Origin of the sequence: Sulfuriroseicoccus oceanibius (genome assembly GCF_010681825.2) — a bacterium.
Lineage (GTDB): Bacteria > Verrucomicrobiota > Verrucomicrobiia > Verrucomicrobiales > SLCJ01 > Sulfuriroseicoccus > Sulfuriroseicoccus oceanibius.
On record NZ_CP066776.1, the window covers coordinates 590,227 to 602,963 of the forward strand.

General features: G+C 59.7%; 12 protein-coding genes and 1 pseudogene. 10 read left to right on the forward strand and 3 right to left on the reverse strand.

All coding sequences use genetic code 11. The features are described 5' to 3' along the window. The first annotated feature begins 90 nt into the window (after positions 1 to 90). The 10 genes and pseudogenes from cysN (at position 91) to G3M56_RS02350 (ending at position 9,218) form a co-directional block, all read left to right on the forward strand. Positions 91 to 1,353 (forward strand): sulfate adenylyltransferase subunit CysN, encoded by a 1,263-nt coding sequence (cysN, locus tag G3M56_RS02305; protein WP_164365530.1) that lies wholly within the window; start codon positions 91 to 93, stop codon positions 1,351 to 1,353. 147 nt (positions 1,354 to 1,500) lie between these two features. Then, positions 1,501 to 1,731 (forward strand): annotated as a pseudogene (locus G3M56_RS02310) (CDGSH iron-sulfur domain-containing protein); the annotation flags it as partial. Positions 1,732 to 1,942: 211 nt separating this feature from the next. Next, the gene (locus G3M56_RS02315) at positions 1,943 to 2,899 is read left to right on the forward strand and encodes a metal ABC transporter solute-binding protein, Zn/Mn family (protein ID WP_164365528.1); all 957 of its coding nucleotides are present in this window, start codon (positions 1,943 to 1,945) and stop codon (positions 2,897 to 2,899) included. 44 nt (positions 2,900 to 2,943) lie between these two features. Next, the gene (locus G3M56_RS02320; protein ID WP_164365527.1) at positions 2,944 to 3,750 is read left to right on the forward strand and encodes a transporter; all 807 of its coding nucleotides are present in this window, start codon (positions 2,944 to 2,946) and stop codon (positions 3,748 to 3,750) included. A gap of 58 nt (positions 3,751 to 3,808) precedes the next feature. Continuing rightward, a complete protein-coding gene (locus tag G3M56_RS02325) occupies positions 3,809 to 4,585 on the forward strand; it encodes a metal ABC transporter ATP-binding protein (RefSeq protein WP_164365526.1) in 777 nt (258 codons plus the stop codon). A 90-nt stretch (positions 4,586 to 4,675) separates the two neighbouring features. Then, on the forward strand, positions 4,676 to 6,085 hold the full coding sequence (locus G3M56_RS02330) for a metal ABC transporter permease (protein WP_164365525.1): 1,410 nt from the start codon (positions 4,676 to 4,678) through the stop codon (positions 6,083 to 6,085). Between the two features lie 19 nt (positions 6,086 to 6,104). Beyond that, positions 6,105 to 7,124: a metal ABC transporter permease gene (locus tag G3M56_RS02335; RefSeq protein ID WP_164365524.1), complete on the forward strand. Its 1,020-nt coding sequence runs from the start codon at positions 6,105 to 6,107 to the stop codon at positions 7,122 to 7,124. 24 nt (positions 7,125 to 7,148) lie between these two features. Continuing rightward, positions 7,149 to 7,598, forward strand: a complete 450-nt coding sequence (gene mntR, locus G3M56_RS02340) for a transcriptional regulator MntR (protein WP_235203543.1) — start codon at positions 7,149 to 7,151, stop codon at positions 7,596 to 7,598. A 252-nt stretch (positions 7,599 to 7,850) separates the two neighbouring features. Further along, positions 7,851 to 8,303 carry a D-aminoacyl-tRNA deacylase gene (gene dtd / locus G3M56_RS02345; RefSeq protein ID WP_164365523.1) on the forward strand — a complete coding sequence of 151 codons (453 nt, stop codon included), beginning with the start codon at positions 7,851 to 7,853 and terminating at the stop codon, positions 8,301 to 8,303. 87 nt (positions 8,304 to 8,390) lie between these two features. Continuing rightward, positions 8,391 to 9,218, forward strand: coding sequence for a class I SAM-dependent methyltransferase (locus G3M56_RS02350; protein ID WP_164365522.1), 828 nt, complete (start codon positions 8,391 to 8,393; stop codon positions 9,216 to 9,218). 328 nt (positions 9,219 to 9,546) lie between these two features. Here G3M56_RS02350 and G3M56_RS02355 read toward each other — a convergent pair whose 3' ends face one another. The 3 genes from G3M56_RS02355 to G3M56_RS02365 form a co-directional block, all read right to left on the reverse strand. After that, positions 9,547 to 10,002, reverse strand: a complete 456-nt coding sequence (locus G3M56_RS02355; RefSeq protein ID WP_164365521.1) for a DUF5069 domain-containing protein — start codon at positions 10,000 to 10,002, stop codon at positions 9,547 to 9,549. A gap of 227 nt (positions 10,003 to 10,229) precedes the next feature. Continuing rightward, complete coding sequence (gene lpxA / locus G3M56_RS02360) at positions 10,230 to 11,012, reverse strand: acyl-ACP--UDP-N-acetylglucosamine O-acyltransferase (protein WP_164365520.1); 783 nt, start codon at positions 11,010 to 11,012, stop codon at positions 10,230 to 10,232. Between the two features lie 79 nt (positions 11,013 to 11,091). Next, the gene (locus tag G3M56_RS02365) at positions 11,092 to 12,405 is read right to left on the reverse strand and encodes a bifunctional UDP-3-O-[3-hydroxymyristoyl] N-acetylglucosamine deacetylase/3-hydroxyacyl-ACP dehydratase (protein ID WP_164365519.1); all 1,314 of its coding nucleotides are present in this window, start codon (positions 12,403 to 12,405) and stop codon (positions 11,092 to 11,094) included. Positions 12,406 to 12,737: the final 332 nt, after the last annotated feature.

Here is a 12,737-nt window from a genome sequence, read left to right on the forward strand (position 1 = left end):
GGGTTCTGAAAACTGAACCCTGAAAACTAGCAACCTTTCTCCGCCAATTCCTTCCCCTCCCAACCTCTCCAAACTTTAGATTTTATAACTATGTCCTATCTCGATATGGATCTCCTCCGCTTCACCACTGCGGGAAGCGTTGACGACGGAAAATCGACTCTGATCGGCCGTCTCCTTTACGATTCAAAAAACATTTTCGAAGACCAGCTCGAAGCGGTCGAAGCATCATCACGCAAGCGCGGCGATGAAAACGTGAACCTGGCACTGCTCACCGACGGTCTCCGCTCGGAGCGTGAACAAGGCATCACCATCGATGTCGCTTACCGCTACTTCGCCACGCCAAAGCGTAAATTCATCATCGCTGACACTCCGGGTCACATCCAGTACACCCGCAACATGGTCACCGGTGCCTCGACCGCCAACCTGGCGATCGTGCTCGTCGATGCCCGTAAAGGGGTGATCGAGCAGACCATGCGCCATGCGTTCATCGCCAACCTGCTGCGCATTCAGCACGTGGTGATCGCGGTGAACAAGATGGATCTGGTGGACTACAGCGAAGATGTCTTCAACAACATCCGTGCGGAGTTCCAGAAGTTCGCATCGCGTCTCGACAACCTGATCGACGTCAGCTTCATCCCACTCTCGGCTCTCAAAGGCGACAACGTCGTCGATAAGTCGGAGAACATGCCGTGGTACCAGGGGCCGACCCTTCTCTACCATTTGGAGACCGTCTATGTTGGTGCGCAGGAAAACCACGTCGACGCGCGCTTCCCAGTGCAGTGGGTGATCCGCCCGCAGAGCGACAAGTGGCATGATTTCCGCGGCTATGCTGGTCGTGTTGCGGGTGGTGTGTTCAAGCCGGGCGACGAAGTCACGGTGTTCCCATCCGGGTTCAAATCGAAGATCAAGTCGATTCACTCGCCGGACGGTGAGCTCAAAGAGGCGTTCGCTCCGATTTCGACCACCATCACACTCGAGGATGAGATCGACATCTCGCGTGGTGACATGATCGTCAAAGGCAACAACCCGCCGAAGTCCGGTCAGGACATCGAGGCGATGATCTGCTGGTTCTCCAGCACCAAGACGCTCAACCCACGTGGTCGTTACGTGATCCGTCACACCACCAAAGAGGCGAAAGCCGTGGTGAGCGAGATCCGCTACAAGGTGGACATCAACACGCTGCACAAGATCGAAGGAGATCCGCAATTCACGCTCAACGAGATCGGTCGTATCTCGCTGCGTACCTCGTCGCCGTTGTTCTACGATTCATACCGCCGCAACCGCAACACCGGCTCGTTCATCCTCATCGATGAAGGAACCAACGAGACCGTGGCTGCAGGCATGATTGTTTAATTGGTCGTTTTACAAATTACGGGCGTCTTCCCCAGTCAGTCATGGCTGCTGGGAGGGCGCCCGTTTTTTGTTTTGTGGGGGGGGAAATGTGGCCGCTGTGGGTTGGTAGGCATCCCTGGCTAGCTGATGGCCGTAGTTTGCGTTGTTATGGATGATCCAAAAATTGCTGATACCAAGCCGGTCGGAGTAGAGCTCGAAGAGGGAAAGGCGTACTTCTTCTGTAGTTGCGGCCATTCGTCGTCACAGCCTTTCTGTGATGGTTCCCACAAGGGGACCGGGTTCGCGCCGATGAAGTTTGTCGCCGAGAAGAGCGGCAAGCAGTTCCTTTGCCAGTGCAAGCGGACAGGGAATGCGCCGTTCTGCGACGGATCCCACAAAGCGTTGGGCTAGAGTGCTCGGCAGGAATGCGGAGAGTTGAAGGGGTGCGTTCGATCGACTGTTGATTCGATCGAAGCGGCGGCTTGGTATTGTTTCGGGGAGGCGCACCTGCCTTGCTGATGGCAGTGCTTCGTGATGCCAAACAGGGTTCAAATTAGCTTCGGTTAACTTTTCTGGTTGCGGTGAACAAAAGTTGCCCGATGAATACCCTATGGTTTCTATTTTTCGTTCTTTGATGGTGCTGGTCGCAGGAGTGGCTGCGGTGGCGTTTTTCTCCAGTTGTGGCGGTGGCTCGGGCGCGTCGGATGAGACGTCCGGCAAGCTGCAGGTGGTCGCGACGACGACGATGGTTGGCGACATGGTGCGTGTGGTGGGCGGTGATGCGGTGGATTTGACTGTGTTGATGGGGCCAGGGGTGGACCCGCACCTTTACAAGGCGCGTCCGTCGGATGCGGCGGCGATTACCAGCGCGGATTTGATTTTCTACAATGGTCTGATGCTCGAGGGGCAGTTGGCGGACTTGTTCAACAAAGCCAGCCAGCGGGGCAAGGCAGTGGTGGCGGTGGCCGAGGTCGTCGATCAAAAGGAACTGATGGCGGATCCGGAAGCGGAGAACCATCCGGACCCCCACGTGTGGGGCGATGTGGCTTTGTGGCGTCAGTCGCTTGCATTGGTGATCGACGAGTTGGTCCGTGCGTTGCCGGAGCAAGCGGATGCGATCCGCGAGCGCGGTGCCGCCTATGACAACGAGTTGGAGCAACTCGACGCCTGGGCCGCCGCCCGCATGGCCGAGGTGCCGGAAGAACACCGCCTGCTCGTGACCAGCCACGATGCATTCGCTTACTTCGGCCGCGCTTATGGCTTCGAGGTGGTGGGCATCCAAGGCATCAGCACCGCGACCCAGGCCGGGATGGCGGACGTTGCCAACACAGTCGACCTCGTGAAGTCACGCGGCATCAAGGCCATCTTCACCGAGAACAGCGTGGCTCCGGGCTTGATCGAGAGCGTGAAGCGCGACGCCGGCGTGATTGTGGGTGGTGAGCTTTTCTCCGATTCCACAGGTGCCGCAGGAGTGGTCGAAACCGCTCATGGCGAAAGCTACGACGTTTCGACCTACATCGGCATGATCAAGCACAACGTGAACACGATCGTCGACAACCTGAAGTAAGCCTCAGAGCCACTTTCCAACCTTCTGAATTTCCTCAACACACTATGACAAAACCATCCATCCTCCTTGCATTGGGACTGACATCAGCGGCTGCGATCGCTGGCGAGGCTCCTGTAATTGCCGTAGCACAAGCCGACGTGCGTGAAGTCCGCCCATTGGAAGCGGACCGCCCGGATGTCACCGAGAGTCCGATCACCGTCGACAAAGGGTTCTGGCAGCTGGAAATGACCACCGCCGAGTGGACCCAGGACAAAGCGGACGGCGTGACCACCCGCGGCTGGGGCTTCGGTCTCGCCAACCTCAAGTACGGTATCAGTCAGCGCGACGACCTTCAGCTTGGCTTCGACAGCTACTCGACGGAAAAGAGCGGCGGCACCAAGACTGATGGCTTCGGTGATATCGTCGTGCGCTGGAAGCACAATGTGCTGGGCATCGACGACGGATCCGATCTGGCATTGGCAGTGATGCCTTATGTCAAAGTGCCGACCGGTACCGACCTCTCCAACGACGAGTGGGAGGGTGGCTTTGTGGTCCCTGTGGGTGTGCCGCTTTGCGAGCGCGTCGGCCTCGGGCTGCAAGTCGAGCCGGCATATGTTTTCAACGAAGACACGGCCGGGCATGAGTTCGCGGTCGGTCACACGGTGGCGCTTGCCGCTGACCTGGGTGGCGCGTTCGGTGGATATGTCGAATACGTAGGTGTGGCTGCGGAAAGCGATTACCTGGCTGCAATTTCCGGCGGGCTTACTTATGATGTGAACCTGCACTTTCGTCTCGACTTGGGAACCCAGATCGGGCTGAACGACGCAGCGGAGGATGCTAGAGTGTTCACCGGGCTGACTTACCGATTCTAATCTTAAAGCGCGTCGCTCCGCTGGTCGGGCGGCGCGCTTTTCTTCTTCTGACCGCGCCATGACAAGCACATCCACAAACGAGGAGATCCCGCTGGAGATTCACGATCTCACCGTGGCTTACCACAGCAAGCCGGTGATCTACGGCATCGATGTCGAAGTGCCACCCGGTCAGTTGGTGGGAATCGTTGGTCCCAATGGGGCGGGAAAGTCGACTTTGCTCAAGTCGGTGATGGGCGCGCTGACGCCGACCGCCGGGTGGGTGAAGATTTTCGGCAAGGAGGCAAAGAAGAACCGATGCCGCGTGGGCTACGTGCCGCAGCGCGAGTCGGTCGACTGGGATTTCCCGGTGTCGGTGATGGATGTGGTTTTGATGGGGCGCTACGGCCATCACAAGTGGTTTGGCTGGCCGACAAAGGCAGACCGCGAACTGGCGCGCGAATGTCTCGACAAGGTGGCGATGTTGCCGTTTGCCGACCGCCAGATTTCCAACCTCAGCGGTGGGCAGCAGCAGCGTGTCTTCCTTGCCCGGGCGTTGGCTCAGCAAGCCGACCTCTACCTGATGGACGAGCCATTTGCCGGCGTGGATGCGGCCACCGAGCGGGCGATCATGAAGCTGCTGCATGAGATGCGCGACGCGGGCAAAACGATTCTAGTGGTGCACCACGACTTGCCGACCGCGCAGACGTATTTCGACATGCTGCTGTTGCTCAACATGCGTCTGGTGGCGTTTGGCAAGACCGAGGACGTCTTCAACCAGGAGCTGTTGCAGAAAACCTATGGCGGGCGGCTGACGATCCTCAGTGAGGTGGCGGACGCGGTGGCCAAGGAATCATAAGGTATTTTCGAAAGAAGCTGCCGCCGTACTCGCGGCGGCGCCCCAATCCTGACTGTCATGTCAATCCTGTCCAAATATCAGCAAAGGCTCATGCGAACCACGTGGTGCCTGTTGCCGGTGTTGTTACTGATGTGTCTGCCTTCGGTGGCGCATGCCGCGCGGCCGTCCGACATGGTCGAGGTCAATGCGTGGGATCAACTGCTGCGTTTCGTGTCACTGCGCGACGAGGGGGTGCGCTATTTGTTGGGGGGAAGCCTGCTTTTGGGGCTGGGCTGCGGGGTGCTGGGTAGTTTCATGGTCGTGCGCAAGCTGGCGCTGGCGGGCGATGCGTTGGCGCACAGCGTGCTGCCCGGGGTGGTGCTTGGCTTTTTGTTCACGCTGACCAAGGACCCGCTGAACCTATTCATCGGCGCGGTGGTGGCGGGGATGATTTCGATGGGCGCGGTGACCGCGTTGCGCAACACAACCAAGCTCAAGCAGGACGCGGTGCTGGGGATTGTGCTTTCCGGATTTTTTGCCATCGGTATTTGTTTGCTCACGATGGTGCAGGGGATCCCGCACGCGGACATGGCGGGGCTCGACCACATTCTCTTCGGGCAGGCTGCGGCGCTTGGGCCGGCGGACCTGCGGGCGATGGCTTGGTCGACGGGCATCAGCGTGGTCTTGATTGTAGTGCTGTACCCGAAGTTCCTCGTCTTGAGCTTCGACACGGCGTTTGCGCAGTCGCTGGGGTTGCCGGTGCGGTTGCTGCATCACTTGCTGATGTTGCTGCTGACGTTTTCGGTGGTGGTGGCGATGCAAGCGGTCGGGGTGGTGTTGGTTTCGGCCATGTTGATCACACCGGCGGCGGCGGCGTATCTGATCACGCAGCGGTTCCACCGGATGTTGGTTTGGGCGGCGTTGTTCGGAATGGTGTCCGGGGCGCTGGGGGCATTGCTTTCATTCCTCGATACCGACTTGCCAACGGGTCCGCTGATGGTGCTTGCGGCGAGTGCCATTTTTGCGGGTGCGTTTCTGTTCAGTCCGCGTGAAGGGGTGGTGGTGAAGTGGCGACGTGCCCGTCATCGCAGTGCGCGGGTTCATCGGGAGAACCTACTCAAAGCGGTCTATCACATTCACGAGCGCGAGAACTTCTCGCTCGAAGGGGTGACTCTGCTGGAGTTGGCAGCCGTGCGCCGCCAGACGATTGATGAAGTCCAGCAACTGGTGAAAAAGCTCGAGCAGCGCGAGCTCGCCACCCGGAGCCCCGACGGGGGGATGCTCTTTCTGACCGATGCCGGCATGGCGCGTGCCGCCCAGCTCGTGCGCAACCACCGACTGTGGGAGCTCTACCTCACCAATGCCGCGGACTACGCTCCTGACCACGTTCACGACGACGCCGAGCGGATCGAACACGTGCTCGGTGAACCCATTGTGCGCGAACTCGAAAAACGTCTCGATTTCCCACAACTCGACCCGCACGGCAAGCCGATCCCAGCCGTTGCCAGCAAACCTGCGTGAGCCCCATCTCTCATTCCCTATGTGGCAAAACTTCAAACATCTCGTCCCGCCATTCGACTGGTATCATGTCGTCACTGAGGCGTGGACCGGCAGCGCGCTCGAAGACACTCTCTGGGTCACCGGCATGGGCACACTGGTGGCGTGGGCGTGCGGGCTGGTCGGTTGTTTTCTGATTCTGCGCCGGATGGCGATGGTGGGCGATGCGATCTCGCACACGGTGCTGCCCGGGCTGGTGGTGGCGTTCCTGATTGCTGGAACACGAGGAGGCTGGGTGATGTTTGCCGGGGCGATTGTCGCCGGGTTGATCACGATTTGGCTGATCGAGATGGTTCACGGCCGCAGCTTGATCAAGCAGGACGCGGCGATTGGGATCTGCTTCTCGTCGTTGTTCGCTGTCGGGGTGCTGTTGGTCACGCGTTATGCGTCCAAGATTGATCTCGACGCGGATTGTGTGCTTTACGGGGAGATTGGATTCACTGCGTTTGCCGTGCCAGTGGCGGGGATTCCTGAGCCGGTGTTCTACATGGGAATTGTGACCGCGTTGGTGTTTGTGTTGCTGGCGGTTTTCTACCGGCGCCTGCTGGTGACCACTTTTGATCCAGGGTTGGCGCGTTCGTTGGGGATCCGCACCGGCTTGTATCACTACGGGCTGATGGCAATGCTTGCGGTGGTGGTGGTGGCGGCGTTCAAGGCAGTGGGCGCGATCCTGGTGGTGGCGATGTTGATCATTCCGGGAGCCACGGCTTATCTGCTGAGCACGCGTTTGCCTACGATGCTGGGACTGACGCTGGTGCATGGGCTGCTCAGCAGTGTCGGCGGATTTCACCTCGCTCGGTGGTTGAACTGTTCGACTGGAGCCGCAATGGTAGTCTTCGCGACCGGATTGTTCGTTTTGGCATGGATCGGGGTCGTGGCAATGCGCTCCATTCAGAGGGCCCGCAGCCGCCACCATCACGATACGTCCGACGATCCCACCGTGTTTACGCGCCCGCCCCAGCCTGCTGCCGACCCGCATCCGGTACGGGGCACCGAACGTTGATCCCATTTCCTGCCATTCCGATTCATGCCTCAGTCCTCGCCATCCAATGAACCTGCCCGCGTCGGCTCGACGGCGATGGAGGATTATCTTGAGCAGATCGCCGGACTGATTGAGGAAAAGGGCTATGCTCGCGTGGTCGATATCGCAGCGAATCTGGAAGTCTCCCAAGCCAGCGTCACCAACATGGTGAAGCGCCTGGATGCTGAAGGGCTGGTCAACCGTGAGCGCTATCGCGGCATGACTTTGACCGTGCGTGGTGAGGAAGTGGCCGCCTACATCCGCCGCCGCCACCAGGTGCTGACCGATTTCCTTGAGCTTTTCGGGCTGGACGACGACACGATCTATTCCGACGTCGAGGGAATGGAACACCATATCAGTGGCGCGACCCTCGGGGTTTTCGACGCACTGGTCAGCGAGCTCTCCGCATCACCAGAGATGGTGACGCGCATCCGCAAGCAGCTGAAGAAATCCTGAGAGGTTCTTAGACAGGATTCACATGATGTTCTTCCCCGTCGATCGAGTGGCTTTCCAGAGTGTGGTTTCCCTGAAGGGGATTTTCATAACAGCCCAGGGTCAGCGAGCCTCCGGCGAGCGCCACCCTGGGTACAGATGCCCAGATGTCGGCTGAGCGTGCGGCTCCAACAAAGCGAAAAGCAATCTCGATAGCCGTTCATAGCGCTTCGATACATCCAGCAATTCCATCATCCCAATCTTCTAATCCATATTATGCGGGTAGTTGTTCAACGAGTAAGTGAGGCGTCGGTGAAGATCGACGGTGATGTGTCCGGAGCCATTGGTGCCGGATTGTTGGTGTTGTTGGGAATTGAAGACGCCGACACTCAGGCCGATGTCGATTGGTTGGTCGGAAAGCTGGTCAAGATGCGCATCTTCAGTGACGACGAGGGGAAGATGAACCGCTCGCTACAGGATATCGGCGGTGGCTTGCTCGTGGTCAGTCAGTTCACTCTCCACGCCAGCACCAAGAAGGGGAACCGCCCGTCGTTTATCAAAGCCGCCCGCCCCGATCACGCGATCCCATTGTACGAATCGTTCATTGCCACCGCGCAGAAGGAACTGGAGACCGAGGTGCAGTCCGGTGAGTTTGGCGCCGAGATGGCCGTCTCACTGGTGAATGACGGACCGGTGACCATTACCATCGACAGCCAGGCGAAGGAGTGATTGGCCGTTTGGCCGCCGTCGCTGATCGAATCCACGCCGGAGCAACTTTCCGCATGCCGCTTGGGCCAATGCTGCTAGGGTAGGGGCATGGCCAGCATCCCGATCCAAGCCGACGGCATTTACCGCGGACTCGAAGCATCGCTCTACGATTTGTTCTGGGCGCATGCGGACGATGACGCCGAAGTCACCAGCGCGACCGCCGCGTTCATTGTCGACCAACTGGGTGGCAGTGACCTGCGTGTGCTCGAGGCGGGGTGTGGTTCGGGACGAATTCTCGCGCAACTGATCGACCAGGGCGTCGATGCGATCGGGGTGGACCTCTCCGAGCCGATGGTCGCTGCTGCCCGCCGGTTGGTGGGCGCGGAGCGCTGTTTTGCGCGCGATATCACGGACACGCAATTTGATGCGGCCTCGTTCGACGCGGTGGTCGCCCCCGGCTTCACCATGATGTTGGTGAGCGATGAGGTGTTTGAGCGCTTTTTGCTCGAAGCCAAGCGTCTGCTGAAGCCGGGCGGAAAGTTGATTTTCGATTGGTTCATCCCGTGGGATGAGATTGCCGACGTCTCGCTGACCAACGACGAAGATGATTGGTCGCCCTGGGTGGCGGCGAAGGACATTACGCTGGAGAACGGTGAGCTCGGAGCGGAAGCAACCGGTGCCCGTTACGAAGTGCGCACGCGCATCGATCGCTTGCGCCAAGTCGTGACCCGTAACCAGCGCTTCTCGTTGATGAAGAAAAAGAAGGTGGTTCAGAGCGAGGAGAACATTCAAGCCCAGCGCTGGTTCCTGCCGATCGAGCTCAAGCTGCGGCTGGAGAATGCGGGCCTGAAGCTCGACCGCATCATTGGCGACTACGAAGACGATCCGGCCGGCGATTGGAACACCTTGCTCACCGCCGTAGTGTCGGTGAAGTGATCGTCGTTCGGTAGAAGGTAGAGAGGACTTTCCCGAGCGAGCGCTGGAGAGGTCTCTCGATGCGAAACAAAAAATGACCCCGCCGCGGACTGTTCCGTGACGGGGTGGGTCGCCAGGATGCAATTCCTGGTGATCGTGATTGGGGTCGTCGCGAAGCGACGGGTTACCGGTTAGCCGGAGGTTTCAACCTCCGGACATGAGTGCCAGTGCGAGGCGTCCCGTAGGGACGGTTTACTGGCGGGTGGGATCACCGGGGTAAACCGCACCTCCGGCGCGAGCTGATTGGATTGGCCGCACCAGCGGATGAATCCGCTGGCTAACCAGTAAGTCATCGCGTTGCGATGGAGCGTTCCATCGGGGGCGAGAGCCGGCCTTCGTCGGCGTCGATGAAGTCGAAGAATGTTTGGATGTCGGAGCGGTCGGTGATGCCTGCCTCATCTTTGCGGAACGCGAGCTTCTCGGCGAAGTCGTCGCGGAACCCGCGGTTGCGCATGTAGGAGTTCCACCAGCTGATTTCTTCATCCGACGGCTTATAGCCGTGGGTGGTGCACCAGTTGAGCATGCCTTCGTCGTCGAGGCCGGTTTCGATCAACTTGACCAGGTCGTTGTACTCGACGCGCAGCAATTGGCAGGTCCAGAGGTCCATCGCACGGCCAAGGTTGGCATGGTAGTCGGGGTGCAGCTTGCCCGCCGCGTGGAGGCGGATCTTATCGCAGAGGCGGGGGAAGTAGACTAGTCCGCCGATTTCTTCACGAGGGCTGCATGGGGATTGGTAATCGCTCATAGGGTCTGGGATTTTTGCAGATTTTCTACCGCTGGCTAGCGGAGTGGCGCGAACCCTACACAGAGGTTGGCTGCGATTACAAACCCCGTTTGAGAGAAATTTCACGCGGAGGGGGGGGATAATGCTGCCGCCCGTCGTTGCGGGTGGGCATGGCTTTACTCGCCGCGGAAGTCCCCGGCGCTTTGGCTCACGAGCCGCGTGTCTGCCCTGGAGAACGTCCCAGCCGCTTAGCGGATGATGCCACGCTGGCTCGAGCGGGCGAACCCGACGAGGAACGCGACGTGCTCGTTGGAGATCAGACCGGCATCGGCTTCGATCGAGTCGAGTGCCTGGTTGACGTTGAGTTTGCGCATGTAGATGGCCTTGTAGGCGCTGCGCAGGGCCTTGGTGTCGGCTTCTTCGAATCCGCGGCGTTGGAGGCCTACGGTGTTGATGCCGCGTACCGCGACGGGATTGCCGTCGGCGATGGTGAATGGAGGCACGTCCTGGACGATTTTGGTGCAGCCACCGGTGATGGCGTGTTTGCCGATGCGGCAGAACTGATGAACCGCCGAGAATCCGCCGAGGATGGCGTGGTCGCCAACTTCCACGTGACCGGCAAGGGTGCCGTTGTTGGAGAAAATGACGTGGTCGCCGACGATGCAGTCGTGGGCGATGTGGGTGTAGGCGAGGAAGTTGCCGTGGCTGCCTACGATGGTGAAGTCACCGGGATCCGTGGCGCGGTGAACGGTCGAGAACTCTCGGAAGGTATTGTGGCTTCCGATGCGCAGGCCGGTGGGTTCTTCCTTGTACTTCAGATCCTGGCTGCGCTGACCGATGCAGGCGTACGGGTAGAATGTGTTGTCCGTCCCGACTTCCGTGCGCTCGCCGATGGTGACGTGCTGCTTGAGGGTGCAACGATCGCCGATGATGGCGTGTGCTTCGATCACGCAATACGGGCCAATCTCGACGTCGGTACCGATTTGCGCGGAGGAGTCGACGATTGCCGTGGGGTGGATCTGGGTTGCCATGGGGCCGGACGGGGATGGGGATGCGGGAAAGGGCAATGCGGCGCCCCGGATCAGGCGGAGCGCCGCATTGGATATTGGGTTAGGCGTTGACGAGGCTGAACTTGAGCTCGCCCTCGGAAACGACGGTGCCGTTGACCAGACAGCGGCAGTACGACTGGCCGATGCTGCCGCGGATCTTGAGTACTTCGGCTTCGATGATCAGTGTGTCTCCAGGAAGCACCGGCTTGCGGAACTTCACTTTGTCCGCGCTCATGAAGTAGCCGATCTTGCCTTGGTTCTCAGGCTTGCGCAGCATCAGGATGCTGCCGACCTGCGCCATGGCTTCCACTTGAAGCACGCCTGGCATGATCGGGTGGCCAGGGAAGTGGCCCGGGAAGAATGGCTCGTTGATGGTCACGTTCTTCACGCCGACGCACTTCTGGTCGCCTTCGAACTTGATGATGCGGTCGACCAACAGGAACGGATAACGGTGCGGAAGCATCTTCATCACGTCGTTGATGTCGAGCACGGCCTCGCCGGTTGGGAGGTTCACCGGTGGCAGCATCGAGCGCATGCGGGCGTATTCCTTGGCGATGGTTTTTGCCATCTGTGTGTTCGGGCCGTGGCCCGGCTTCACAGCGATGACGTGGCCGAGGATGCGCTTCCCGCTGAGCATCAGGTCACCAATGATGTCGAGAATCTTGTGGCGGACGAACTCGTCTTCGAAGCGCATTGGCTCCTTGCTCATGACGGAGTCGTCACGGATGACCACGGCGTTCTCGAGGGATCCGCCTTTGATCAGGCCCTTGTCGAGGAGCGGTTTGACGTCCTCGTAGAAGACGAACGTACGGGCCGGAGCGATCTCCTTCTCGTAGGTCTCCGGGGTGATCTCGGTGGAGAAATACTGGCACATGCGGCCGTCCGGGCCTGCCTGTGTGCAGGAAATGCGGAACTTACGGTCCGGCACGATGGTCAACATGCTACCGTCCTTGGTTTCCATGTGGATTGGCTCGCGGATCTCGTAAACCGAGCGCAACTCGCTCTGCTGTTCGATGCCCGCTTGCTTGATACAATCCACGTATGGCTGGGCCGATCCGTCACCGATTGGTGGCTCGTTGGCGTCCATCTCAATCAGTGCGTTGTCCACACCCATGCCGGTGAGAGCTGAGATCACGTGCTCGACGGTGTGCACCTTCACCGAGCCTTCGGCCAATGTGGTGGCGCGCTCGACCTTCTGCACTTTGGCGACGTCGGCAGCGATGAATGGCTGGTCGTCCAAGTCGACACGGCGGAATTTGATGCCGTGGTTCACCGGCGCAGGACGCAGGGTAAGCGTGACTTTCTCTCCAGTGTGAAGGGAGGTGCCGGTGACCGACGCCGTGCCGGCCAGGGTGTGTTGGTATTCCAAAGACATAGGTTCGAGTTAGGTAAGTGGGTCCGGCGTGAGGTCGGGAGGCACGTGCGATTGGCCCGCCAGCCCTTAAAGATCAAGGGGCGCCGGATGTGATCGCTTAACTTAGTGCGAACCCCCCGCTTCGCAAGTCCCCATCTCGGGCGGGAGTGGGGCGTCCGGGGAGGTTGTCGGGCAGGGATTGGGATGTGGAATTTGGTGGGGGTCCGGGCAGTGCCAGCATCCTTCCAGGATGCGCCGATGAGAGGTCCCGCGATCACAGGGCTGAAGCCCTGTGCTTTGGTACAGCCTCCTTGCTGGAGGCGATGGGTGATGAGGTGAGCGGTGGTATCGGT

Coding starts and splice junctions, on each gene's coding strand:
- cysN (WP_164365530.1), top strand. CDS start 91: ATGTCCTATCTCGATATGGATCTCCTCCGCTTCACCACTGCGGGAAGC.
- G3M56_RS02315 (WP_164365528.1), top strand. CDS start 1,943: ATGGTTTCTATTTTTCGTTCTTTGATGGTGCTGGTCGCAGGAGTGGCT.
- G3M56_RS02320 (WP_164365527.1), top strand. CDS start 2,944: ATGACAAAACCATCCATCCTCCTTGCATTGGGACTGACATCAGCGGCT.
- G3M56_RS02325 (WP_164365526.1), top strand. CDS start 3,809: ATGACAAGCACATCCACAAACGAGGAGATCCCGCTGGAGATTCACGAT.
- G3M56_RS02330 (WP_164365525.1), top strand. CDS start 4,676: ATGCGAACCACGTGGTGCCTGTTGCCGGTGTTGTTACTGATGTGTCTG.
- G3M56_RS02335 (WP_164365524.1), top strand. CDS start 6,105: ATGTGGCAAAACTTCAAACATCTCGTCCCGCCATTCGACTGGTATCAT.
- mntR (WP_235203543.1), top strand. CDS start 7,149: ATGCCTCAGTCCTCGCCATCCAATGAACCTGCCCGCGTCGGCTCGACG.
- dtd (WP_164365523.1), top strand. CDS start 7,851: ATGCGGGTAGTTGTTCAACGAGTAAGTGAGGCGTCGGTGAAGATCGAC.
- G3M56_RS02350 (WP_164365522.1), top strand. CDS start 8,391: ATGGCCAGCATCCCGATCCAAGCCGACGGCATTTACCGCGGACTCGAA.
- G3M56_RS02355 (WP_164365521.1), bottom strand. CDS start 10,002: ATGAGCGATTACCAATCCCCATGCAGCCCTCGTGAAGAAATCGGCGGA.
- lpxA (WP_164365520.1), bottom strand. CDS start 11,012: ATGGCAACCCAGATCCACCCCACGGCAATCGTCGACTCCTCCGCGCAA.
- G3M56_RS02365 (WP_164365519.1), bottom strand. CDS start 12,405: ATGTCTTTGGAATACCAACACACCCTGGCCGGCACGGCGTCGGTCACC.